Consider the following 24,308-nt stretch of genomic DNA (forward strand, 5'->3'; position numbering starts at 1 on the left):
TTGAATTTATTTATTTTGGCTATTTTGTTTGAAGTATTATTCTGATTGAAAATTATTATCTTAAATTAAAAGGCAAGTTAATGTCTTAGAATTAATGGCTAATAATATCTTGATTTTAAAAAACTTGATTTAATTAATATTTGTTGGTAATGTAAAGGTTAATAGATTATTTATGTCAAAAAAATTAGTTTTAAACTAATGTGTTATTTGGTAAAGTTATTATTAATAACATGGTTTATTTCATTAAATGAAATTAAGAGTAAAACTTTAAAATATTTATTTGAATAATGATAGAGAAAATATATTATTTACTATTTGTATTGTAAAAAATATCTTTGTTGTAAAGTTATTAATAAGTTTTTAATTAATGATTTTTATGAACATTTAGGCATTATTTTAATAACATATAGGTTCAAGATGGAAGGTTGTTTATGAGGGCCTAATAAAATGAAAGGCTTATTTTGTACTGTTACTTTAACACGTAAGTCTGGCAAAGATATGCCAGTTACCGTATAGCGTTGATTGCTTTATTATATAATGAACTGATCTGGTTTTTTTACTCATTTACCGACTGAATGATGATATTATGGCTATGGTAATCTGGCTCTGTTGTTTTATAAAAGTTATACCCTATGGATTTCAAGATGCATCGCGACGGCAAGGGAGCATAGATAACTATGTGACCGGGGTGAGCGAGTGCAGCCAACAAAGAGGCAACTTGAAAGATAACGGGTATATAATAAATCAATCTATGATGAGTTTATTTTAAATAGAGAAGGTGAATTTTGTAATATTAACTTGGCACATATTAGGAAGAAATAATGAATAAAACGTTAATTAACCCTGATAATATCTTAGCCCTTTGGGCTTTTGTAATGATTGCCGCTACGCTAGCGATTATAATGGAACAAAGATATAGATGGGCATCGAAAGTACCTGGTGCTGTGATAGCATTAACTATTGCCCTCCTGGCATCCAATTTAAAAATAATTCCTACTCAATCAATAGTATACGATGCAGTTTGGCAATATATCGTTCCGTTGGCGATACCTTTATTATTATTTAAAATTAATTTACATAGCATTGTTAAGGAAAGTTGGAGATTACTTATATTATTCTTGCTCTCTTCGATAGCGACGATGGTAGGCGCAGTTTTGGCTTTTAAAATTTTAAAAAATTATATACCCGAGCTGGATAAGATAAGCGCGATGATGGCGGCGTCATATACTGGTGGTGGGGTGAATTTCGCCGCAATGGTTGCCAAATTGAAGCCCTCTCAAGATATGACTGCATCCACGATCGTTGCTGATAATCTCATGATGGTCTGTTATTGCATAATATTAATAACATTAGCAGGTTGGTCATTTGCAAGAAAGTTTTGGAGGAGCCCTTATTCTGATGCTATGGTGAATGATCCCAATTTAGATAAATCAAATTCTTTTTCAACATCTTATTGGCAACCTAAGAATATCTCTTTAAGGGATATTGCGTTATCCTTAGCCTGGGCTATCTTTATTGTAGCAATTTCATTTCAATTCTCAGCTTGGATGAAAACATTTTCACGACAGACTGGGAGTATTTATCAGGAATTGCTTTTTAGCTTGATATCAGATAAATATCTTATCTTAACAACCGTAACGTTTATTGTGGTTTCCATATTCAAAAAAACTTTTAATAATTTAAACGGCAGCTATGAATTGGGAACTTACGCAATTTATATATTCTTTGTTGTAATAGGAATTCCTGCTTCAATAGGGCTTATTATTAGTAACGCGCCTTTGTTGTTTTTATTTGTATTCATTATAGCAATGATGAATTTATTATTAACACTGAGTTTTGGGAAGTTATTCAAATTTAGCCTTGAGGAAATTATACTTGCATGCAATGCAAATATTGGCGGCCCAACAACCGCCGCAGCGTTAGCGATTAGTAGAGGTTGGATAGGCTTAGTTGGGCCTATTATGGTTATTGGAACGGTAGGATATGTGATTGGCAACCACATTGGAACGATTGTTTATTTTGTTATTACAGCGATTTTGTGAAATTAATCATAATATTCTCAAGTTAATATTAAAAAATTATAATTTTATTTCATTAGATTATTTTACTTTCCCTCCTTTGTTGTCAAAGGAGGAAACCAGGCAGCGAGTAGACAAAAGTGACGGTTTTTATGTGCTTTACTGCCCGGAAATACGGTCTTGCTCACTGACTGGGCAAGACGTATTTTGGCGCCGCATCGAATTTGTTTTTGATACCGAAGGTGGTAAACAGACTGATTAATCGCTATTCCAAAAGAAAATAATAACCTATTATATTTGTGGATAAAAAAGTACTTTCTCTATTTTAATCATTCATTTAAAACTAAAGATAATAGCGCCTGACGAGCATAAATACCATTCTCAGCCTGTTGAAAATAGTAGGCATAGGGAGTTTTATCGACATCAACAGTAATTTCATCAATACGTGGCAACGGATGTAGAACTTTGAGGTTCTCTTTCGCACCGATCAGATCGGAAGCGCGCAGAACAAATTGTGCTTTTACGTTGGCATATTCGGATGGATCAAGGCGCTCTTTCTGTACGCGGGTCATATAAAGAATATCTAGCTCCGGTAATACTTCTTCAATATTAGCGTGCTGGCTATAGGTCGCACCTTTTTCATTCAGCATATGAAGAATATGGTTTGGCATTGCCAATGCTTCCGGGGCGATAAAATAAAAGTGATTGCCATTAAATTTCGCTAGCGCTTGTGATAGCGAATGGACTGTGCGGCCATATTTCAAATCACCAACCATAGCGATATTCAGACTATCTAGCCGTTGCTGAGTTTCCTGAATAGTGAACAGATCCAGTAAGGTTTGAGTCGGATGTTGGTTGGCGCCGTCACCGGCATTGATAATCGGAGTGTCACCGGAAAACTCAGAAGCCAGACGCGGAGCGCCTTCCTGTGGATGGCGTATCACGATAGCGTCAACGTATTGGCTGATAACGGAAATAGTATCGGCTAGCGTTTCACCTTTCTTACCCAGAGAGGTGTTGCTGCTGTCTGAGAAACCGACAACTGAAGCGCCAAGGCGATGGATTGCTGTTTCAAAAGAGAGGCGAGTACGGGTGGAGGCTTCGAAGAAACAACTGGCGATAACCTTGGGTTTCAGCAATTCAGGTTGTGGTCTGGCTTTCAGTGCGGCAGCAGTCTGCAACACCAATTCCAGATCTTCGCGGCTCAGATCATTTATTGAGATGATATGTTTGCGATATAACGGATTAGCCATTTTTCACTCTCCTCTAATGCTGACATCCGGGGTGGCGATCATGAATTGATTACCGGGCAAAAAAAAGCCCCTCATTGAGGGGCGTTAAATGATTGGTTTAGCAACGGGAAAACAATGACGGCTAGCTGCCCTCTTTCAGGCAGTTGTGCTTGATGACAAAAATAAGCGCTGTCTTTCATGATTTCTCCCGGCAAATTGTGGCGCATTATACTCGTGAAAAATCTTACAGCAACTATTTGACCGAAGAAAAATAAGATTGGCAGGATCATATCTTTAAAGACATAATCCTGCCGATATCTCAACTAATTAAATTTTAAGATCATTTGCTAATGTTGCCACCATTACCGCTTTAATGGTATGCAGGCGATTTTCTCCTTGATCAAACACAATGCTGTGCTCTGATTCAAAAACCTCATTGGTCACTTCCAGCCCTCCATACATATTAAATTCAGCAGCGAGTTGTTTGCCTAATGCCGTTTCTTCGTCATGAAATGCTGGCAGACAGTGCAGGAATTTGACTTGTGGATTGCCGGTCATGTTCACCACATCCATATTCACTTGATAAGGTTTCAAGAGGTTGACTCGTTGTTGCCAAACATCTTTTGGCTCGCCCATAGAAACCCAGACATCGGTATAAAGAAAATCAGCATTTTTAACCCCCTTGGCGATACTTTCCGTCAGAGTAATTTTACCTCCCGTTTTTTCAGCTAGTTTCTGACACTCAGTAACCAGCGCGGCATTGGGCCAGTACTTTTCAGGGGCAATCAACCGAACATCCATGCCCGTTAGTGCCGCGGCTTCTAGCATGGTATTACCCATATTGTTACGGGCATCCCCCAAGTAGGCGAATTTGATTTCTGACAATGGTTTTTCGGGCTGATGTTCCTGAATAGTTAGCAGATCTGCCAGTAGCTGAGTAGGGTGAAATTCATCTGTTAGCCCATTCCATACCGGAACACCTGCATATTTTGCCAGTGATTCAACGATTGTTTGGGAATAGCCGCGATATTGAATACCGTCATACATACGGCCAAGTATACGAGCGGTATCTTTGATCGATTCTTTATGGCCAATCTGGTTGCCACTGGAACCGAGGTAGGTGATATTTGCCCCTTGGTCGTAAGCGGCCACTTCAAATGAACAGCGGGTACGGGTGGAATCTTTTTCAAAAATCAGCACGATGTTTTTGCCTGTTAGCAGGGCTTTTTCTGTACCAGATTTTTTAGTCGATTTTAATTCAGCAGATAGCTTTAACAAGGCGTGAATTTCTGCCGAGGAAAAATCAAGTAACCTTAAGAAATGACGCTGATAGAACGGATTCATTGTTTGGTGTCTCCGTATTTATTGTTTGCATTTAAATTCAATCTATATCTATAAAAATGCAATTTCAACTCCGTATTAGATTTCTTTGATGTAAACAGTGGTTAGCCCGCCTGTGGTGTGGGAGAATGAGTATTGGGACGGCCAACTGCTTGAGGATATTTGGTATGGCAAATCAAAGAGACTTAGAAGAACAACGCGAAGAAACGCGCCTTATTATTGAAGAATTACTGGAAGATGGTAGTGATCCTGATGCACTGTATGCCATTGAACATCACTTTTCTGCTGAGGACTTTGGCCTGTTGGAAAAGGCAGCGGTTGAAGCCTTTAAACTGGGTTATGAAGTAACTGATGCGGAAGAATTGGAAGTCGAAGATGGGACTATTCTGATGTGTTGTGATGTTATCAGTGAGTGTGGATTGAATGCAGAACTGATTGATGCCCAGGTTGAACAGTTGGTGAATCTGGCTGAAAAAATTGGCATTAATTATGACGGTTGGGGCACTTACTTCGAAGATCCTGATGAGCAAGATGAAGATGATTTGCCAGAGCAGGGTGAAAGTAGACTTCATTAGTATGAGCGGTATGTTAAGAATCTTGTGTTAGTTCTGGTCGTGATTGATACATGTGATTCAAAATGAAATAGTCCTTATCTGCTTTGGCGAATAAGGACTATTACGTTTTAAATAGGCTATCTTATCAAACCATGTTCCCTGACTTTTGAAAGAATAGTTCCTTTCCTAATTTGGTTTGCCTCGGTGACTTCCCTTTTTAATTCTTGTCCTAGCTCATTAGAAACCAGATCCTTATGTTTTTCTGCGAGTTCGCTTAATTCTTCTGCGGTGTGAACAACGCCGGTCATTTTCCATGCTAATGACAGACCTTTGAATGCCACTTTGGCTACTGGATGTGGTACGACTGCGGCGGCGGTATCCAGTGTGGCGCCGACCGTTGCACCCAGCGATGCCCCGGTAATTAGCGTATCTGTTGCGACCTCTTTTAAATCATCAGTTGCTTTTTGCAGCTCTTCCAATTTTTCTGGGGTGACGGTAGCAGTAGCCGCACCTGCCTTAAATACCTTTTTTATACCGTCGAAGGTGAGGCTAAAATTATTAATTGCGTCGGTGCCGGCGGCTTTTGTTAGCTCAGTTTTGTTTAGTTCACCTATATTGCCAGCGGCGGCGAATTCTCCGGCAGCCGCGACTAAACTTGCCCCTTCTTTTATTGCTTGAGCGCCAGGGACTTGTCCCTGCGCGAGATGTTCTGCGGCTTCTTTACGTCCTGCTATGTTATGGGCCATCTGCTTCATCGGGTCATAGTTTGCTTTTAAAGCACTCGCTTTTTGGGTGATTTTGCTGACTTGTTGATCACCATAGGATTCAGAAGCAGGAGATGGCATCTGAGGTCTTTCAGCTTGTTGATTTTTATGTTTGTAAAGTTCGTATGCTATACCGCCAACGCCTAATGCACCTGTTGCTACGGTTTTAAATATACGTCCATCTTCATCTATGCCAGTCATTGGATTATTTCTTACCATACGGTATAAATTCAGGCCATCTACTGTTCCAGCCGGGTCAGCGCTTAACCATCTACCGGCCCACGGTTGATAATAACGGTAGCCGTAATAGTACAGTCCCGTTGCATCACGCTCTTTGCCTGAATAACGAATGGTTTTGTAACCAGCTTCAACCTGATTTCTTGCCGCCCATATTGCGGTGCCGCCATAGGGGTAATACTCTTCCCAACTGATAATTTCCCCGTGCATATCCAGTTCTAATTCGCTGCTGTGTGTAAGATTATCGTAGCTGTATCTGACTTGATCGTTATCTATGCCAGTGGGCTGGCCTTTTTCCCAGTGTAGTACACGTACTTGTGCTCTTCCTGCTTGCCCGACAGTAATAACTTGCAAGTCTTCGGTGATATTGGCGCTGCTTTGTGTGGTATGTAATTCTAATCCTGGCAGGTAAGTGACTCGTTGTTGGTGAGTGGCATTGGATGTTTGCTGTTCATTTATTTTCAGTAGCCGCATTCCGTTACTGTCATAGCGGTACCACTCGCGCGTGGTGTTACCATTTTGGCTAACTTGTTGTAGTTCTCCTCGTGGTGTCCAGTTTAAGGATTGCCCTGATATCAGACTGGTTTGATGACCACCTGCATCAAAGAATGTATCAACGAGATTGGGATCGTTGGTGAGGGTACTGAGGACACCGCGGTTATTACGGTTTGAGATAGTGATATCTGTGGTGTAGTTATTGTTACTTGCCGGAGCGCTATGCTGGATTTGTGTCAGGTTGCCGCTATCGTCGTAAGTATAAGTACGAGTATAGTTAGTATAGGTGTTGTCATCGGTAGGCAGAGGGGTAATTAAAGGAGGGAGCTGGCTTCCTTGTTGACCAATGTTAGCCATTTCGCGACCGGTTGCTTTGATGAGTTGGTACAGAGAATCATAGGAATATGCATTTTCCGGTACTATTTTCTGATTACGCCAGAATCGGGTTGCTTCTGCATCATTACGAATATTGATCACATTGCCAACGGGATCATATTCATAACGTAAATCTTGTAGCGGTTTTGTACTATCTTTAATCCGGCGGGTTGTAATGTTAATTAATCGTTGGGTCTCTGGTTCATAGGTATATTCCGTAATAACGCCATTACCGTGCTCTTCTCGTAATTTCTGTCCGGCTGCTGACCAGGTAATAGACTGCACAATAACTTTTTCGGATTGGCCTTTTAGTGTTAACCAGCTACCTTTCAGTTGGCCCGCGATATCATAGGCCAGCCGCTGTATATTTCCCTTGGCATCGATTTGGGTTAGCAGGGCGCCAATAGCATCAGTTTTATTTTGAGTCGTGGATATATTGTCATTCAGTTTTGTACGCCAACTATTTTCATCGTCACCGCGCCAATCAGCTTCCTGATCGTCGGCTATTAATTGACGGGATTGTGATAAAACTGCGCCGGTTAAGGATAAACTTTCCAATTGTATCAGCCCCGCAGTGTCATAATGGCGTATACATTGCCCGGCGAGATTCTGGTTTTTCTCTGCATCGGTATTGTTTGCCCAAATAAGGCGCTCGGTGGTTTTCTCGTTCTTTTGTATTGACTCGGTGACAGCCAGCAAGCGGCCGGGCAAGGTATTGCCTTCATAGTGATGGGTTTGACGAGTGCCGATTGCATTGATAGTCAGTATTGGGCGTCCTTCGATATCGTTTAATGTAACTGTTCGGCCGGCATCGATACTTTCTTCACGCAGTGTATTACCAGCGAGACTAAAGATTCGGGTGAAGTTTGAACCACTCTGATTTTTATATCTACGTGGGTCCGTGCTTTTCACTTGAAATCCTTGAGTATTAAATTCATAGCGAGTGATCAATTCGTTGCTATTGGTTTCATCAGCGTGAGTACGCAGATATTCCAGCGTACGTATATTCAACCCTCGATTATCTCGTACCCTGACAGATGGAGTATTTCGGTTAATTGCAGAATTGTAATGACTCATATTGCAGCTCCTTATGCTGTTTTAGTCTGTTAGCCGGTTTAATAGTGGCGACCTGAGACTTTACTATGGAATGAGGAAAATCTTTAACAGAACAGTATGATAATTTTTGAAATTGACAGTATGAGAATTAGTATTTCAATAGATAGGGACAGAATGGTGGAATGACGAAAAATTATTTTATATTCAGATAATTAAATTATTATTGAATATTGTCGGTTATATCTATGATATTACAGATTTGTACGTGGCTATTGAATTGATGCATGGAAAAGAGTCTGGGATATTAATTATGACGTTGGAAAAATATTATTCTTTTATATATTCTATTTATTTGATAGTAAATAAGGCTGTTTTGCTATTATGATTCTGTTCTGACAGTAGGGTAACGGTTATTTCTATTACCCTCAATTCTCTTATATAAAAGAAGTTTCAGATGATCATTTCTATCATTTATAGTACAGATGCTGGTAAAGGGTGTAAAAAATGTTAATTTAATCGAAAATGAATATGATTGACATGGTTTTTTACTCTATATTAGAAAATTAATAGAAAGATCTTATATATTGATCTTAATTACGTCAAGAAAATAGTATTAATTTAAGGAAGGTATTGCAAATGGCTAATGTAAGTAATATTAAGAAAATTATTAATAATACCCAAAAGAAAATCTATGTTGTGGTAGGTGAAGATAATAACAAGACTTATACTGTTAATATTAATTCTGAATGGGCAGGTGAAATTTGGGTACCATGGATTGGAAGTCAAGATGAGAGCAAAAAGGCTATTCGTATAACGATAGATGGTGAGCCAGAAATTATTTGGCTTTTTCAAGACTTTAATAATCCTCCAGGTAAGGATCAAATAAAGTATCATAAAGGTAAGATTTTCAGCTATAAAAATGCAAAGGATGTAGAAGGTGAAAGCTCAGGAGGAGGGAACAAAACGTTGCGTTTCTATGTAGATGCTAAAAAGGTGGTGAAATTTAGACTAATTTAATTAAGAGAAAATACAGAATTCTGGTTGTTCTCATGGATAGTAGAATATATGCAGAATTCTGTGTTAGGTTTTCATTACTTATATTTTGAGTAACTGTTCCAAGCTATATGATTTTTGTATAAATTATTAAGAGAAAACCACCTCTTGTAAACAGAGGTGGTTATTTTCTTATTTAGAAACATCGGTACCGAAATACTGAGTGGAAATGCGTAGATAGGTGCCATCGGCTTTGATATCGGCTAGTGCCTTATCGATAGCGGCTTGTAGTTCTGGTTCACCTTTACGAATTAGTACACCGACCGGATCGCCATTGGGTTCGGTCGCGACAACTTTTACCGGTGCATTGGGTTTGTGTTTCCTAAAATCGAGATAGGACAGATTATCGTTGATAGTGGCATCAGCTCTGCCTGTAGCAACCAAATCGATGGACTGATTAAATCCTTCGGTAGGAACGATTTCCGCACCGAAACGTTTTGCTAACTGGGCGTAATTGCTGGTTAAGCTATGGCTTGAGGTTTTACCTTTCAGATCGCTGAACGTTTTTATATTATCATTATTTTTCCGGGTGATAAGTACGGCTTTAGATATGATATACGGCGCGGAAAAATCATATTTCTTTTTGCGTTCTGGCGTAATAGCGACCTGATTAAGTACTGCGTCATAGCGTTTGGCATCCAGCCCGGCAATAAGCCCATCCCATTTGCCTTCGGTAAACTCAGCTTTGACATTCAGACGTCGTGCGATTTCACGGCCAATATCAATATCAAATCCAGTTAAGGCTCCAGAGGCATCGTGATAGGTAAATGGCGGGTAGGTTCCTTCGGTAGCGATCTTGAATACCCCTGTTGATTTAATATTATCAAGGCCAGACTCTGCATGTGCAGAATATGCAATGCCGAATTGAATAACACCCGCGAATAATGCGGTAAGCAACGCTTTCATTTTCTTTCTCCAACTGTTAAAAAATTTATTTGATGGTCATTAACTGATTCTTGGATCAATTACGGCAAGGTTATTTTAACGGTGGGTTATATCTCCCAATCCGGTAAGGTATTGGTTAAGGTTGAAACAAATTCTACCGTACGTTGTTTAAGGGCACGGGTGAAAATTGTTTTCGACGTTCCCGATTCGACAATTTCCCCGGATTCTAAAAATATGACATCGTGGGCAAGGTTAGCTGCCAAGCGTAGATCATGGGTAGCCATTAACATTGTGGTTCCTTCTTTCGCTAACTGCTTTAATACGGCAACAACTTCCTGAGATAACTCTGGATCAAGTGCGGAAGTGGGTTCGTCGCATAATAACACTTTGGGCGAAGGCGCTAGTGCTCGGGCAATGGCTACGCGCTGCTGCTGACCACCGGATAGTGTGGTTGGAAAGACATCGGCCTTATGTGACATGTCAACCTTTTCCAGTAGTTCAAGCGCTCGTTGTTTAGCTTGTTCATGTGACCATTTCTGAACCCAGATTAACCCTTCCATAATATTTTCAATGACCGTGAGATGAGGGAAAAGCTGAAAGTTTTGAAACACCATGCCGGTTTGTTGGCGAATTCGTTGTATATCCTTGTGGGCAATCCGACCTTTGCCGGTGAAGATCATGCTTTCATTGCCGATCTGGAGCTTCCCGGCTTGGGGAGTTTCTAATAGGTTGATGCAGCGTAATAGCGTGCTTTTGCCACTTCCTGATGGGCCAATCAGCGCGGTCAGGCTGCCTTCCTCAATGGTGAGATCGATTTTTTTCAGGACCTTGTGCCCGTCAAAACTTTTTTCAATGCCGGAGAGTTGGATCATCTTTTAATTCCTGTGTGTCGCTCTTTTGCGAAAACTTCTTTTCCAGACGGGCTTGTAGTGATGACAACACTGAACTGATTATCAGATAAAGTATTGCCGCCTCAGTATAGAGAATGAGAGGTTGATAAGTCACCGCAGCAATACGTTGTGCGGCAAGGAAAAGCTCCGGTACGGTGATGACTGAGGCCAGTGAAGTATCTTTCACTAGTGAAATAAATGTGTTCGAGAGTGGTGGAATCGCGATTCTTGCGGCTTGAGGTAGAATGATCCGACGTAATGATTGTGTCCAGCTCATACCGATAGAATAAGCCGCTTCCCATTGTCCTTTTGGTACAGACAATAAAGTAGCGCGAATTACCTCGGAAGTATAGGCGCCAATATTCAAAGTGAAACCAATCACCGCTGAGGTGAATGCGCCTAACGTAATGCCGACGCTAGGTAAGGCGTAAAAAATAAGAAACAGTTGTACCAGCAACGGCGTACCACGGATCAACCAGACGTAGAATTTGGCGACGGCAATAAGCGGTTTTGGCCCATAAAGCCGGATAAGCGCTACGATAAAACCCAGTATGATACCGAGAGTAAAAGTAATGAGAGTTAGTGGAATAGTGAAAGTAAAGCCCGCATAAAGCATAGGCCAAAAAGAATCGAGTACTAAATTGAACCAGGAGGGTTCCATATATTTTCCCTATTGTGTGTAATAACTATACCCGTTATCTTTCAAGTTGCCTCTTTGTTGGCTGCACTCACTCACCCCCGGTAACATCGTTATCTATGTTACCGGGGATCCGCTGCCTTGCCGTTGCGATGCATCTTGAAATCCATAGGGTATATATATTTATAGTGATTTTTTTAAATATCATATGGCAAGCTGTCAACTTACATATATAAGATATAGTTATATCATATTGTCATTTTAGATATATAGAGTGATTTATATAAATCAATATATCTAATGTTTGATTAAAATATTTTCTGGCTGTTTAATTCAACAAGGTTAATAATAAAGTCCCCTGGACGAAAATTTTTCGTTAACTTCCAGGGAACTGTTAAGGGAATATTGTACTTATTCGGAAGGATTATCACCAAAATAGTTAGCCCAGATACGCTGATAGGTACCATCGGCTTTGATGTCAGTTATTGCTTTATCAATAGCAATTTTGAGTTCTGACTCTCCCTGACGAAGTAAAACGGCTGTCTGCCCTGCATTGGGGCTCGTTGCGACAATTTTTACTGGTGCGTTTGGTTTGTGCTTCTTATAGTCCAGATAAGATAGATTATCATTAATAGTGGCATCGGCTCTGCCGGTACTAACCAGTTCAATTTCCTGACTAAATCCATTCGTGCCGATAATTTCTGCGCCGTTATCTCTGGCTATTTGGGCGAAGTTGTTAGTCAGAGTATGTGCTGAGGTTTTGCCTTGTAAGTCGCTGAATGTTCTTATGTTATTGTTATCTTTATTAATGATAAGTACCGCTTGCGATGTAATATAGGGTATGGAGAAGTCATATTTTTTCTTGCGCTCAGGGGTAATCGCAATTTGATTAATTACCGCATCAGAACGTCCCGCATCTAACCCGGCAATCAGTCCGTCCCATTTTCCTTCAATAAATGTTGGTTTGACATTCAATCGGCGTGCGATTTCACGGCCAATGTCAACGTCGAAGCCGGTTAAAGTACCGGAGGCATCGTGATAAGTGAATGGTGGATAAGCTCCTTCCGTCGCTATTCTGAATGTGCCGGTGGATTTAATCTTATCAAGGGTTGATTCTGCATTAGAGGAATGTACGAGACCAAATTGGATAGTACTTGCCAATAATAGGGTAAGAATTGTTTTCATTCTATTTCTCCGGGTTGTGATAAATTAGTAAATTAATTTATTGTTACCTTGATAGTGCTTAATGAAATAAATTATTCATAACAATAAATAATTAAATATTAAATTAGACTAGAATTGCATTATTGTTTACCTTTTTATTTGTAATAATTTATTTATATGATTTTGCTCTCTCTATAATATGCTAACTATAATGATTTATATATAAAATAAAATTATATCATATTGTCATTTAAGATATATGAATTTAAAAGTTAATATTCACTCGTGTTAAGGAAATAGGTGTTGTTATTTTCAATATTCTTGATGATATTTATATGGAATAGATTGAATTTACACTTTGTTATTAATTTCATCGTTTACTATTTGAATTAAAAAGCCACTGACAATAAATTGCAGTGGCTTTGGTTGAGCATATTACAATGCGGCAATCGTTTCTTTCTGAGCCAGCAGCTTCTCTTTTGATGTATTGCAGCTTGCCAAACGTTCACGTTCTTTGGCTACAACAGCTTCTGGCGCACGGCTGACGAAACCTTCATTTGACAGCTTGCCTTCAATGCTGCCAATCTCTTTATCCAGCTTCTCAATCTCTTTATTCAAACGGCTTAGTTCCGCCTCTTTATCCACTAAGCCAGCCATTGGGATTAATACTTCTGCACCATTAATCAGTTTAGTGACAGAAATTGGCGCTTCTTCACCCGTAGACAGAAGCGTGACAGAAGATAAACGGCCCATTGCTTGAATGAAATTCAGGTTTTCCGCTACACGACGTTGTGCATCAGCATCGGCATTACGTAGCAAAACTTCCAGTGGTTTGCCTGGTGCGATATTCATTTCAGCACGGATATTACGTACTGCAATAATCGCTTCCTTAATCCATTCCAGATCGTTCAGCGCCAGCTCATCAGTTTTCGCTAGATCAAATTCAGGGAACGGTTGCAACATAATGGTATCGGCCTCAATTCCTTTAACCACTTTCACCCGTTGCCAGATGGTTTCGGTGATAAATGGAATAATTGGATGAGCCAGGCGCAATAATCCTTCCAGAACTTCAATCAGAGTATGACGAGCGCCACGAACTTCCGCCTCTGAACCTTTGTTAATCGCCGGTTTAGATAGCTCTAGATACCAGTCACAGAACTGATTCCAGGTGAATTCATAGAGAATGTTGGCCGCCATATCGAAACGATATGTATCCAGTGCTTCACGGTAAGCTTTTACTGTCTGGTTAAATTCAGCCAGAATCCAACGATCAGCCAGTGATAGCGCCATTTCACCGCCATTTTGGCCGCAATCTTGACCTTCTGTATTCATCAGAACAAAACGGCTGGCATTCCACAATTTGTTACAGAAATTACGGTAGCCTTGCAGGCGTTTCATATCCCAGTTGATATCACGACCTGTTGAGGCCAGCGCGGCTAACGTAAAGCGTAGAGCATCGGTACCATGCGCTTCAATACCTGCCGGGAACTGCTTCTCGGTACGTTTGCGGATTTTTTCAGCCAACTGTGGCTGCATCATATTGCCGGTACGTTTTTCTAGCAGATCCTCCAGAGAAATACCGTCAACCATGTCCAGTGGGTCAATGACATTCCCTTTGGATTTGGACATCTTCTGACCTTCTTCATCCCGGATAAGGCCGGTCATGTAGACAGTCTTAAAGGGAACCTGAGGTTTGCCATTTTCATCTTTGATGAAATGCATGGTCATCATGATCATACGGGCAATCCAGAAAAAGATGATATCAAAACCACTCACCAACACATCAGTTGGGTGGAAAGTTTTCAACGCCTCAGTTTGTTCAGGCCAGCCAAGGGTAGAGAAAGTCCATAAACCGGAAGAGAACCAGGTATCCAGTACATCTTCATCTTGGTTTAAAGAGATGTCTGCGCCCAGATTGTTTTCACGACGGACTTCTTCTTCACTGCGACCCACATAAACATTACCGTTGGCGTCATACCATGCCGGAATACGGTGGCCCCACCATAGCTGGCGAGAGATACACCAATCCTGAATATCGCGCATCCAGGAGTAATACATATTTTCATACTGCTTAGGTACAAACTGGATATCGCCATTTTCAACGGCTTCGATAGCCACTTTCGCCAGAGGCGCGGTACGGACATACCACTGATCAGTCAGCATGGGTTCGATAACCACACCGCCGCGATCGCCATAAGGAACGGTCAGATCATGTGCTTTAATTTCAACCAACAAACCCAATCTTTCGAACTCAGCCACCATCGCTTTACGAGCAGCAAAACGTTCCATGCCTTGGTATTCTGCCGGAATATCAGAGCTGTAGACATCAGAAATTTCGCCATTGGTATTGAAAACTTCTGCTTCATGACGGATGTTGCCATCAAGGGTCATGATATTGATCATCGGCAGGGCATGGCGCTTACCGACTTCATAGTCATTGAAGTCATGAGCTGGTGTGATTTTTACACAACCGGTGCCTTTTTCCATATCCGCATGTTCATCACCGATAATAGGAATGCGGCGGTTAACTAGTGGCAGAATAATTTCTTTGCCGATTAAATCCTTATAGCGCGGATCTTCCGGGTTAACTGCTACGCCGGTATCGCCTAGCATCGTTTCAGGCCGGGTAGTTGCAACGATCAGATAATCTTTTCCTTCTGCGGTCGTTACACCATCGGCCAGTGGATAACGTAGATGCCACATAGAACCTTTAACTTCACGGTTCTCAACTTCCAGATCGGAAATTGCAGTGTGCAATTTCGGGTCCCAGTTAACCAGCCGTTTCCCCCGATAAATGAGATTTTCTTGATACAAACGGACAAAGGCTTCTTTTACGGCGTTGGATAGACCTTCATCCATAGTGAAACGCTCGCGCTCCCAGTCAACGGAGTTACCCAGACGACGCATTTGATTGGTAATCGTGCCGCCGGATTCTGCTTTCCACTGCCAGATCTTATCGATAAACGCATCACGGCCATAATCGTGGCGGGTTTTGCCTTCTTCTGCTGCGATCTTGCGCTCAACCACCATTTGAGTAGCAATACCTGCGTGGTCAGTACCGGACTGCCACAAAGTATTTTTACCTTGCATTCGCTGATAGCGGATCATGGTATCCATAATGGTTTGCTGAAATGCGTGGCCCATATGCAGGCTGCCGGTCACGTTTGGCGGCGGGATGACAATACAGAAACTCTCACGGCTGGTATCGCCGTTAGGCTTGAAGTAACCACTTTTCTCCCAATGGTTATAAAGAGGTTGTTCAATTTCTTTAGGATTGTACGTTTTATCGAGAGATGGCTCGGCTTGCGTTTGAGTTGCGGGTGTTTTTTCCATTTTATCTTGATACTTAGTATGTTGGCGGCGTTGCCATGGTCAAATTAAAGCCGACGCTGCGATAGGATTTATATCGTTCACGCGCCAACTGTTTCAAATTTTCATCTATAGGAACGAAGTCTATCACTTCATGGAAAGCGGTGGCAAAGTCTGCAAATTGCGGCAACAGATTTATTAGGATATCACGGGGGGCATTTCCCCGTTTTTGCGGCCAACATAACTCGACCGGCGCGCCATATCTTGGCCCTTCACCAGCAAGATTATGTGGGACGAACTGATGAGGCTCTCGTTGCCATAAGGCTTCATCTAACTTTTCTGCCTGTAGCTGGTTTTCACAGGCAATGAGCACCCGTTTTCCTGATCGCCATTGGTCAGCCGCAAATTGACATGCCAGCCATTCATGAGCTTGCAAATCTGCCTGAGGTGATGGCTGTTCTAGTAAATAAAACGTGGCACTTTTCATAATGTCTCTGTTACGGAGAAAGGGCATTGTCAAATGCCCTTTTGATAAACTAAGAGAGGAATCAAATCAATCGTCGTTATTGATACCGGCACTTCCCGCACGATTTAACAGGAATTGTGACAGTAGTGCAACTGGGCGACCTGTTGCGCCTTTTGCTTTACCTGAACGCCAGGCGGTACCTGCGATATCCAGATGTGCCCAGTGATATTTTGTTGCGAAGCGGGACAGGAAACAGGCTGCGGTAATCGCACCACCTCCACTGCCACCGGTATTCGCCAGATCGGCAAAGTTAGAATCGATTTGCTCGAAAAACTCGTCAGTCATTGGCAGACGCCATGCGCGATCACCGGATTGTTCTGAAGCATTGAGTAACTCATGGGCCAGTGGATTATGGTTGGATAACAATCCACTGTAATGATTACCAAGCGCCGTTATACAAGCACCGGTCAGTGTGGCGATATCAATGACCAATTCTGGATCAAAACGTTCAACGTAAGTTAACGCATCGCACAGAACCAGACGGCCTTCGGCATCGGTGTTGAGTACTTCGACAGTCTGACCGGATAGGGTGGTTAAAATATCTCCAGGTCGGTAAGCGCGACCTCCTGGCATATTCTCGCAGCCTGCCATGACGCCGATGACATTGAGCGGTAATTGTAGCTCAGAAACCACACGCATCACGCCATAAACCGTTGCAGCCCCACACATATCGTATTTCATCTCATCCATGCCGCCAGCAGATTTGATTGAAATACCGCCGGAGTCAAAAGTCAGCCCCTTGCCAACCAGGATGATGGGTTTGGCATTTTTATCAGAACTGCCTTTATATTCCATGACTGACATCAGAGATTCATTCTGAGAACCTTGACCAACCGCCAGATAGGCATTCATGCCGAGTTCTTTCATCTGCTCTTCACCAATCACTTTTGTTGTAATATGGCTATTGGCAGAATCTGCGAGCTGGCGCGCCTGAGAAGCCAGATAAGCTGCATTACAGATATTGGGTGGCATATTACCAAGATCTTTGGCCGCTTTGATACCGGCAGCAATGGCAAGGCCGTGCTGGATTGCACGTTCACCGCTGGTTAGCTCCCGACGGGTTGGAACATTGAAAACCATCTTACGCAGTGGGCGGCGCAACTCATTTTTATTACTTTTTAGCTGGTTGAAAACATAGAGAGACTCTTTTGCTGTTTCCACCGCTTGGCGTACTTTCCAATAATTATTGCGGCCTTTAACATGCAATTCTGTTAAGAAGCAAACTGCTTCCATTGAACCCGTTTCATTGAGGGTATTGATAGTTCTCTGAATAATCTGTTTATACTGGCGTTCATCCAATTCGCGCTCTTTACCACAGCCGATAAGCAGAATACGTTCAGATAACACATTGGGAACATGATGCAGCAGCAGTGATTGACCAACTTTGCCTTCTAGTTCACCACGGCGCAGCAATGCACTGATGTAACCGTCACTTATTTTATCGAGTTGCTCAGCGATAGAGGAAAGGCGACGAGGTTCGAAAACGCCGACAATGATACATGCACTACGTTGTTTTTCCGGGCTACCGCTTTTTACACTAAACTCCATGCGTTCTCCTGAATCTTAAAGACAAAGACGGATGCTATCGCTAAAATATAGCGTTCCGCATTAATCTACCCCATAGAAAATTAACTATTTATGTTAAGCTAAACGCACTGTTTGTTATTGTTTAGCTAACTATATAAGTATGTTCTGATTGGGAACCTGAATATGGAATGCTTCGATATCATTTTAGCAGTGAGGAAGCCAAACTGATGCACATAATAAATGGTATATATACAATGAAGTTAGCGATTTTCCTGCAAAAAGACAAGTTTTCACAGGCGTAATAAGCGTGATCATCATTAGATATCTAGTACGGGAAACCCTGAAAAGCCAAGTTGCGATACTCTTTATCCTTTTACTGATCTTTTTCTGTCAAAAGTTAGTAGAAATTTTGGGTGCCGCAGTGGAAGGGGACGTCCCGGCAAACTTAGTTTTATCCTTATTAGGATTAGGCGTGCCTGAGATGGCGCAATTGATTTTGCCCCTGAGCCTGTTTCTTGGGGTATTGATGACTTTCAGTAAACTCTATACTGAAAGTGAAATAACTGTTATGCATGCGTGTGGTTTAGGCAAGCGTGTGCTAGTGGTTTCGGCGCTGATTCTGGCGCTATTTACTTCCGCGTTAGCGGCAGTGAATGTCATTTGGCTCATGCCGTGGTCCTCGAAATATCAAGAACATGTGGTGGCTGATGCTAAAGCTAATCCAAGTTTAGCGGCGATCATGGAAGGGCGGTTCAAACCTTCCGACGATGGTAATCTGGTGCTCTATATTGGCAACGTGCGCGGCAATAAATTTGAAAACGTATTTCTTGCCCAACTTCGTCCCGTTGATAACCAGCGTCCTTCCGTGGTGATCTCTGATGGTGGTCATATGGTGGAGCGGCCTGATGGCAAACAGGTGGTTATCCTTAATCATGGTACCCGTTATGAAGGTACTGCCATGTTGCGTGATTTTAGGATCACTGAATTTCATGACTATCAAGCAATTGTCGGGCATCAGACATCAATCGTAGATAGTAATAAAGTTGAACAAAAGTCTATTGTTCAGTTATGGGAGGATGATGATAAAGATTCCCGCGCTGAGTTCCATTGGCGTCTGACTCTGGTGCTTTCGGTACTGATTATGGCCATGATGGTTGTACCTTTGAGTGTGGTAAACCCGCGTCAAGGTCGGGTACTCAGTATGTTGCCAGCGATGCTGCTATATCTCATTTTCTTCTTACTACAAAGTTCCCTGCGTTCTAACGGTAGCAAAGGCAAATTGGACCCCCTTATCTGGATGTGGCTAGTTAACGGAGCTTATTTGACGCTGGCGTTGGTTCTCAACATTTGGGATACCTTGCCGATGCGTAGGATTCGGGCGCGTTTCAAAGACAGAGGAGTAGCCTGATGTTTGGTGTATTGGATCGTTATATCGGGCGGACTATTCTACAGACTATTCTGATGACGCTGTTTATGCTGGTATCACTTTCCGGCATTATTAAGTTTGTTGATCAGCTAAGAAAAGTGGGGCAGGGGGAATATACCACTATTTCCGCGGGTCTTTATGCTTTGTTAAGCGTACCGAAAGATATTCAGATATTCTTCCCGATGGCTGCTTTGCTTGGCGCTTTATTGGGGCTTGGTACGCTGGCAACCCGTAGTGAGTTGGTGGTCATGCAGGCTTCTGGATTTACCCGTATGCAGATTGCTGGCTCAGTGATGAAAACGGCTATTCCGTTGGTGATCCTGACCATGATTATCGGTGAATGGGTTGCGCCACAAGGTGAACAGATGGCGCGTAATTACCGGGCTCAGAAGATGCTTGGTGGTTCTCTGGTTTCAACAACTAAAGGTATGTGGGCGAAAGACGGGGACGATTTTATCTACATCCAGCGGATTGTGAGTGATACAGAGATTAAAGGCGTCAATATCTACCATTTTAGTGATGATAAAAAACTACTCTCTGTAAAGTATGCCGCCAGTGCGGTTTATGATGAAGATAGCGACCTGTGGAAGCTTTCTCAAGTGGAAGAATCCGATCTGACAGACAGCAAAAAAATCACTGGCTCACAACGTATTTCCGCTGACTGGAAAATTCTCCTGACGCCAGAACAGTTGAATGTGGTAGCGCTTGAGCCTGAAGCACTTTCCATTAGTGGCTTATATCAGTACATCAAATACCTTAAGCAGAGTGAGCAGGAATCAGGACGTTATCAACTGAATATGTGGAAAAAGATATTTGCCCCACTTTCAGTTGCAGTCATGATGTTGATGGCACTCTCATTCATCTTCGGGCCACTGCGTAGCGTGCCGATGGGAGTGAGGATAGTAACAGGGATAACCTTTGGCTTCCTATTTTATGTACTTAATGAGATCTTTGGCCCACTGAGCCTGGTGTACAACATGCCAGCGGTTTTGGCGGCCCTGTTGCCAAGTTTGTTGTTCCTTGCTGTGAGCATTTATTTACTCCTTAAGAGACAGTAGTTTTTAAAAATCGAGGAACCATAGAGATAGGGTTTTTGGCTAAGAAACCCTATCTTGGGCATCTCGATTTTAAGATGTAAAAGGCTCAAGCTTGGTGGTGATTCCTCGACAATGCAGTTACCAGTTGATTAACCCCGGTTGTTACGCTACTGAACTGGCTATGTTGTTTACGAGTGATCACCACAAACACGCCGATATTTTGTTCGGGGATCATTGCCATATACGTATTGAACCCACCGCCGCCGCCGGTTTTCTGATAAATACCTGGTACATCACCACGGCCGTTCATATAAACCCATCCAAGGCCAACGCCATCGGCCTGACCAGCAACATCCATCCCTTTAATTGAAGCCAGAGTAGAACGTTTAAAATAAATACCTTGTTCGCGGCTGGCGGTTTGTTTACGTAATTGACTGTCTGATGATAAAAATTGCTGCATCCAGCGTTGCATATCTTTTGGTGTTGAATAAATTCCACCACTGCCTGCCGCAGCAATCGTATTAAGACATGGACTCGGCTTATAACTTTCCATTAAACGAGCACACTGAGAACGGTTTGGCGTCAGTGTAGTGTCTTTCATGTAATAAGGGCCGGTGATCTTATCGTGTAACAAACGGGTGTATGGCTTACCCGTAGCCTTAGAGAGCGCATCTGCCAATAAATCGTAAGCCAGATTGGAATAAGATGCTGTTGTGCCTGGTGCGGAGTCTAATTGAGCTGTTTTTAACCAGGCCCAGCGATTGGCTTGTGTAGGCCAGACAAAAACAGGGCGCCCCCATTTACCTCCCGGCTGCTCACGAGGTAAGCCACTGGTATGGCTTGCCAGGTGGAATAACCGGATAGGTTGAAGAGGGCTGTATTGGGGCACCTTCACGCCATAATAACTATAATCCTGCAATGGATCGGTGGAACGCAGGACCTCATCCTCTTCGAGCTTGATCATAACCTCACTGGTCATCAGCTTAGTCAGCGAGGCAATACGAATGATTGAATCAGGCTTGGGACGGATGCCGTTTCCTGGACGAGTTTCACCGAAACTGCGGTAAACCGCTTGATTATTATCAATCACCACCATCGCCATACCTTGCGCATTGCTGCTGTTGAAAATATCCTGTGCATACTGATCAACCAACTGTGAAGCCAGCTTTTTAGTTCTCGCATTTCCTTCGAACACTTCCCATTTCAATGGTTGTTTCTTCGGTTGCAGAAACTTTGCTGAATATATTTTATTTGAAGAAGAACAGGCTGTAAGAGCCAACATCATGGCAGAAATGGAGAAGATCTTAAAAAACTGTTTATTCATTTTGAATTGACCAATCAGGCATATTTCCAGTGAATTCACAAACAGGATAAAGATAGCAAAAGCGGCTATTTATTCTTTTTAAACAATGCCATCAACGCACCAATGACAATGCCCAAAAAGATCCCAGCGCCAATCCAGCTAATAATCGTCATAACCATTTACCTCATAGTGAACTACCATGCTGAGATTATATAAGGTGATTATAGGTTGTCTATCAGCGTCAGGTGGTTCAGCTAACTATGATTGTAAAAATTGTCTCGGGGGGAGTTGTTTTTGCTCTGGTTTGTAGAGAAGGAGCTATTTCAGGTGGAAAAGATATTGCTGTGTGTGTTTATTTAGAGCTTTTATGTTCAGTAATTGAACATACATTTGTGTTGAGAGATGGGTTTGATCTTTTTTTCAACACTTAAACCAAAGTTAGAAGGATAACAGTTGCTAACAGATCGCTGACAGGTATAATGGCCCTCGTTTTCCGCATACTACTTCAGTGCCGAAGTGGCGAAATCGGTAGACGCAGTTGATTCAAAATCAACCGCCTTCGGGTGTGCCGGTTCGAGTCCGGCCTTCGGCACCATGACTATGTTCATAGCAGTTCACCAAAGTCCACTTATCCAAGAAAACTCCTTATAAATCAAATAAAATAGTCTATCAAGGTCTATTATCGTCCGTTGTAATCCACATATCTGTGGGGGCATCTTCCGATTCGATTAATAATGTGCCCCCAACATGAAACTCAATGCCAGGCAAATAGAGGCAGCAAAGCCAAAAGATAAAGCCTATAAACTCGCTGATGGTGGCGGGTTGTATCTGGAAATTACTCCGAGAGGTTCAAAATACTGGCGTATGAAATACCGCCGACCTACTGATAAAAAAGAAGACAGGTTAGCATTTGGGGTTTACCCGGTAGTTTCTCTTGCTGATGCCAGAGATAAACGTGATGAGGCTAAAAAACTGATAGCTAATGATATAGATCCCAAAGCAACACAGAAAGAGACTCAAGCTGAGGCATCAGGCGAATTCAATTTTGAAACTATTGCTAGGAAATGGCACTCCAGTAATAAGCGGTGGGGTGACTATAACCGGGCGCGTGTACTGCGCAGCCTTGAACAATACATCTTTCCACATATTGGTAAAATTGATATCCGTCAGTTAAAGACTAGTCATCTATTAGTACCTATCTGAATGGTGGATGATGCAGGAAAGCATGATGTAGCTCAACGGCTCCAACAGCGGGTAACTGCTATCATGCGCTATGCCGTACAAAATGACATTATCGACAGTAATCCGGCTATAGATATGGCTGGGGCGCTGACCATGCCTAAAACTAAACATTATCCTGCATTGCCATCCAATTGCTTTCCTGAATTATTGGAACGTATAAGTCATTACCGTGGCAGGAAAATTACACGTTTAGCGGTGGTACTGACTTTACTCACTTTTGTGCGTTCTAGTGAGTTACGTTTTGCACGATGGGATGAAATTGACTTTAATAGTTCAGTGTGGGAGATACCTGGTCAACGAAATCCAATCGAAGGAGTTCGTTATTCTTACCGTGGCATGAAAATGAAATCAGCCCATATTGTGCCGTTGAGTAATCAGGCAATAGATATCTTACAGCAACTTAAAGAGCTTAGTGGGGACAATGAACGGCTTTTTCCCGGCGACCATGATCCTAATAAAGTTATGAGCGAAAATACGGTAAATAATGCATTACGAGTGATGGGATATGATACAAAAACGGAAGTATGCGGGCATGGTTTCAGAGCGATGGCTTGTAGCGCTTTAGTTGAATCCGCCTACCAATGAACCCATGATCTTTCAAATTATAAATCATTTCTAAATATGGGTTGTAAGAATCAACGGTTTTGAATAATAACAAAAATGCGGTTAATGTTGATGATGACAATGTTATAAAATCAACATATTTTTTTACATAAACAGGGATGGTTGAAGGGCTAATGGTAAACATCCTATACAAAATGAAGCCAAAGACGAGTGGTAAAATAAATAAAAAATGTGGAAGTTATAATCAAAAAAATATCGATTGTGAAACAGGTGGCTATTATTATTAATGGGAGAACGAAATAAGAAAAATAATGTTTGGTTTGTAACCTTCTGGGAAGGCTTTGCGAAGTTTCCTGCTCAGGTTTTTTAGGTGTCTGATATGTTAGATCAACATTACAGTGTATTTCGATTCCATCAATAATACCTTTGAGATTTACATCACCTATTTTTTTACTCTCGCCTTCTGGTATTGCTTTGCTGTTTTCGCTCATTACATTTACCTTCACTTTGATAAGATCAGAACGGTTGGTAACATTCTATTCATTTTTAAAACAAGGAGACAGCATAACTTGAATGTTTTTTTAACGTTTCCTATGAATTTTGTTTTACCTTTTCAGACCAAAGGAAGGAAAAGCAAGGCAACTCAGAGAAGCGGAGCTTCGATGAGTTAGCC

General features: G+C 41.9%; 18 protein-coding genes, 1 tRNA gene and 1 pseudogene. 8 read left to right on the forward strand and 12 right to left on the reverse strand.

The features are described 5' to 3' along the window. The first annotated feature begins 821 nt into the window (after nucleotides 1-821). A complete protein-coding gene (locus EAE90_RS03860; protein ID WP_214052345.1) occupies nucleotides 822-2,042 on the forward strand; it encodes a DUF819 family protein in 1,221 nt (406 codons plus the stop codon). A 305-nt stretch (nucleotides 2,043-2,347) separates the two neighbouring features. Here the strand turns inward: EAE90_RS03860 and pyrB are convergent, their stop codons facing one another. Together pyrB and argF are read right to left on the reverse strand one after the other, a co-directional pair. Further along, nucleotides 2,348-3,271, reverse strand: a complete 924-nt coding sequence (pyrB, locus tag EAE90_RS03865) for an aspartate carbamoyltransferase (RefSeq protein WP_214052346.1) — start codon at nucleotides 3,269-3,271, stop codon at nucleotides 2,348-2,350. A gap of 306 nt (nucleotides 3,272-3,577) precedes the next feature. After that, a complete protein-coding gene (gene argF, locus EAE90_RS03875) occupies nucleotides 3,578-4,594 on the reverse strand; it encodes an ornithine carbamoyltransferase (protein ID WP_214052347.1) in 1,017 nt (338 codons plus the stop codon). Between the two features lie 164 nt (nucleotides 4,595-4,758). On the opposite strand from argF, the gene rraB reads away from it, so the two are divergent. After that, a complete protein-coding gene (gene rraB / locus EAE90_RS03880) occupies nucleotides 4,759-5,166 on the forward strand; it encodes a ribonuclease E inhibitor RraB (protein ID WP_214052348.1) in 408 nt (135 codons plus the stop codon). 116 nt (nucleotides 5,167-5,282) lie between these two features. Here the strand turns inward: rraB and EAE90_RS03885 are convergent, their stop codons facing one another. Further along, complete coding sequence (locus tag EAE90_RS03885; protein ID WP_214052349.1) at nucleotides 5,283-8,093, reverse strand: RHS repeat domain-containing protein; 2,811 nt, start codon at nucleotides 8,091-8,093, stop codon at nucleotides 5,283-5,285. Nucleotides 8,094-8,708: 615 nt separating this feature from the next. On the opposite strand from EAE90_RS03885, the gene EAE90_RS03890 reads away from it, so the two are divergent. Then, nucleotides 8,709-9,089 (forward strand): hypothetical protein, encoded by a 381-nt coding sequence (locus EAE90_RS03890; RefSeq protein WP_214052350.1) that lies wholly within the window; start codon nucleotides 8,709-8,711, stop codon nucleotides 9,087-9,089. Nucleotides 9,090-9,257: 168 nt separating this feature from the next. Here the strand turns inward: EAE90_RS03890 and EAE90_RS03895 are convergent, their stop codons facing one another. The 7 genes from EAE90_RS03895 to pepA form a co-directional block, all read right to left on the reverse strand. Continuing rightward, nucleotides 9,258-10,031 (reverse strand): amino acid ABC transporter substrate-binding protein, encoded by a 774-nt coding sequence (locus EAE90_RS03895; protein WP_214052351.1) that lies wholly within the window; start codon nucleotides 10,029-10,031, stop codon nucleotides 9,258-9,260. Between the two features lie 86 nt (nucleotides 10,032-10,117). Continuing rightward, nucleotides 10,118-10,882: an amino acid ABC transporter ATP-binding protein gene (locus tag EAE90_RS03900; RefSeq protein ID WP_214052352.1), complete on the reverse strand. Its 765-nt coding sequence runs from the start codon at nucleotides 10,880-10,882 to the stop codon at nucleotides 10,118-10,120. After that, nucleotides 10,860-11,561 carry an amino acid ABC transporter permease gene (locus tag EAE90_RS03905; RefSeq protein ID WP_036782460.1) on the reverse strand — a complete coding sequence of 234 codons (702 nt, stop codon included), beginning with the start codon at nucleotides 11,559-11,561 and terminating at the stop codon, nucleotides 10,860-10,862. Before EAE90_RS03905 ends, EAE90_RS03900 begins: the two co-directional genes overlap by 23 nt. A gap of 387 nt (nucleotides 11,562-11,948) precedes the next feature. Further along, nucleotides 11,949-12,722 carry an amino acid ABC transporter substrate-binding protein gene (locus EAE90_RS03910; RefSeq protein ID WP_214052353.1) on the reverse strand — a complete coding sequence of 258 codons (774 nt, stop codon included), beginning with the start codon at nucleotides 12,720-12,722 and terminating at the stop codon, nucleotides 11,949-11,951. A gap of 414 nt (nucleotides 12,723-13,136) precedes the next feature. Next, a complete protein-coding gene (locus EAE90_RS03915; RefSeq protein ID WP_214052354.1) occupies nucleotides 13,137-16,034 on the reverse strand; it encodes a valine--tRNA ligase in 2,898 nt (965 codons plus the stop codon). 13 nt (nucleotides 16,035-16,047) lie between these two features. Next, nucleotides 16,048-16,497 carry a DNA polymerase III subunit chi gene (locus tag EAE90_RS03920; protein WP_214052355.1) on the reverse strand — a complete coding sequence of 150 codons (450 nt, stop codon included), beginning with the start codon at nucleotides 16,495-16,497 and terminating at the stop codon, nucleotides 16,048-16,050. 66 nt (nucleotides 16,498-16,563) lie between these two features. Further along, complete coding sequence (gene pepA, locus EAE90_RS03925; protein WP_214052356.1) at nucleotides 16,564-18,084, reverse strand: leucyl aminopeptidase; 1,521 nt, start codon at nucleotides 18,082-18,084, stop codon at nucleotides 16,564-16,566. Nucleotides 18,085-18,370: 286 nt separating this feature from the next. Between pepA and lptF the strand changes: the two genes are divergently transcribed. Continuing rightward, the gene (lptF, locus tag EAE90_RS03930) at nucleotides 18,371-19,471 is read left to right on the forward strand and encodes an LPS export ABC transporter permease LptF (RefSeq protein ID WP_214052357.1); all 1,101 of its coding nucleotides are present in this window, start codon (nucleotides 18,371-18,373) and stop codon (nucleotides 19,469-19,471) included. Then, entirely contained in the window at nucleotides 19,471-20,547 is a 1,077-nt protein-coding gene (lptG, locus tag EAE90_RS03935) for an LPS export ABC transporter permease LptG (protein WP_214052358.1), read from the forward strand. The genes lptF and lptG overlap by 1 nt, the downstream gene beginning before the upstream one ends. Nucleotides 20,548-20,632: 85 nt before the next feature. On the opposite strand, the gene ampH is transcribed toward lptG, so the two are convergent. Then, nucleotides 20,633-21,850, reverse strand: coding sequence for a D-alanyl-D-alanine-carboxypeptidase/endopeptidase AmpH (gene ampH / locus EAE90_RS03940; RefSeq protein WP_214052359.1), 1,218 nt, complete (start codon nucleotides 21,848-21,850; stop codon nucleotides 20,633-20,635). A 239-nt stretch (nucleotides 21,851-22,089) separates the two neighbouring features. On the opposite strand from ampH, the gene EAE90_RS03945 reads away from it, so the two are divergent. The 3 genes and pseudogenes from EAE90_RS03945 to EAE90_RS03955 all read left to right on the forward strand — a co-directional run. Continuing rightward, on the forward strand, nucleotides 22,090-22,260 hold the full coding sequence (locus EAE90_RS03945) for a hypothetical protein (RefSeq protein WP_214052360.1): 171 nt from the start codon (nucleotides 22,090-22,092) through the stop codon (nucleotides 22,258-22,260). 79 nt (nucleotides 22,261-22,339) lie between these two features. Then, nucleotides 22,340-22,424 (forward strand) — tRNA-Leu (locus EAE90_RS03950). A 152-nt stretch (nucleotides 22,425-22,576) separates the two neighbouring features. Beyond that, nucleotides 22,577-23,644: pseudogene (locus tag EAE90_RS03955) on the forward strand (tyrosine-type recombinase/integrase); the annotation flags it as partial. 176 nt (nucleotides 23,645-23,820) lie between these two features. On the opposite strand, the gene EAE90_RS03960 reads toward EAE90_RS03955, so the two are convergent. Next, the gene (locus EAE90_RS03960; RefSeq protein ID WP_214052361.1) at nucleotides 23,821-24,126 is read right to left on the reverse strand and encodes a hypothetical protein; all 306 of its coding nucleotides are present in this window, start codon (nucleotides 24,124-24,126) and stop codon (nucleotides 23,821-23,823) included. Nucleotides 24,127-24,308 lie beyond the last annotated feature (182 nt).

Origin of the sequence: Photorhabdus caribbeanensis (assembly GCF_018448885.1) — a bacterium.
In the GTDB taxonomy this organism is placed as follows: Bacteria; Pseudomonadota; Gammaproteobacteria; order Enterobacterales; family Enterobacteriaceae; genus Photorhabdus; species Photorhabdus caribbeanensis.

Bases quoted from the DNA above. Each gene is read 5' to 3' on its own strand.
- EAE90_RS03860 (WP_214052345.1), top strand. From the start codon at position 822: ATGAATAAAACGTTAATTAACCCTGATAATATCTTAGCCCTTTGGGCT.
- pyrB (WP_214052346.1), bottom strand. From the start codon at position 3,271: ATGGCTAATCCGTTATATCGCAAACATATCATCTCAATAAATGATCTG.
- argF (WP_214052347.1), bottom strand. From the start codon at position 4,594: ATGAATCCGTTCTATCAGCGTCATTTCTTAAGGTTACTTGATTTTTCC.
- rraB (WP_214052348.1), top strand. From the start codon at position 4,759: ATGGCAAATCAAAGAGACTTAGAAGAACAACGCGAAGAAACGCGCCTT.
- EAE90_RS03885 (WP_214052349.1), bottom strand. From the start codon at position 8,093: ATGAGTCATTACAATTCTGCAATTAACCGAAATACTCCATCTGTCAGG.
- EAE90_RS03890 (WP_214052350.1), top strand. From the start codon at position 8,709: ATGGCTAATGTAAGTAATATTAAGAAAATTATTAATAATACCCAAAAG.
- EAE90_RS03895 (WP_214052351.1), bottom strand. From the start codon at position 10,031: ATGAAAGCGTTGCTTACCGCATTATTCGCGGGTGTTATTCAATTCGGC.
- EAE90_RS03900 (WP_214052352.1), bottom strand. From the start codon at position 10,882: ATGATCCAACTCTCCGGCATTGAAAAAAGTTTTGACGGGCACAAGGTC.
- EAE90_RS03905 (WP_036782460.1), bottom strand. From the start codon at position 11,561: ATGGAACCCTCCTGGTTCAATTTAGTACTCGATTCTTTTTGGCCTATG.
- EAE90_RS03910 (WP_214052353.1), bottom strand. From the start codon at position 12,722: ATGAAAACAATTCTTACCCTATTATTGGCAAGTACTATCCAATTTGGT.
- EAE90_RS03915 (WP_214052354.1), bottom strand. From the start codon at position 16,034: ATGGAAAAAACACCCGCAACTCAAACGCAAGCCGAGCCATCTCTCGAT.
- EAE90_RS03920 (WP_214052355.1), bottom strand. From the start codon at position 16,497: ATGAAAAGTGCCACGTTTTATTTACTAGAACAGCCATCACCTCAGGCA.
- pepA (WP_214052356.1), bottom strand. From the start codon at position 18,084: ATGGAGTTTAGTGTAAAAAGCGGTAGCCCGGAAAAACAACGTAGTGCA.
- lptG (WP_214052358.1), top strand. From the start codon at position 19,471: ATGTTTGGTGTATTGGATCGTTATATCGGGCGGACTATTCTACAGACT.
- ampH (WP_214052359.1), bottom strand. From the start codon at position 21,850: ATGAATAAACAGTTTTTTAAGATCTTCTCCATTTCTGCCATGATGTTG.
- EAE90_RS03945 (WP_214052360.1), top strand. From the start codon at position 22,090: ATGATTGTAAAAATTGTCTCGGGGGGAGTTGTTTTTGCTCTGGTTTGT.
- EAE90_RS03960 (WP_214052361.1), bottom strand. From the start codon at position 24,126: ATGAGCGAAAACAGCAAAGCAATACCAGAAGGCGAGAGTAAAAAAATA.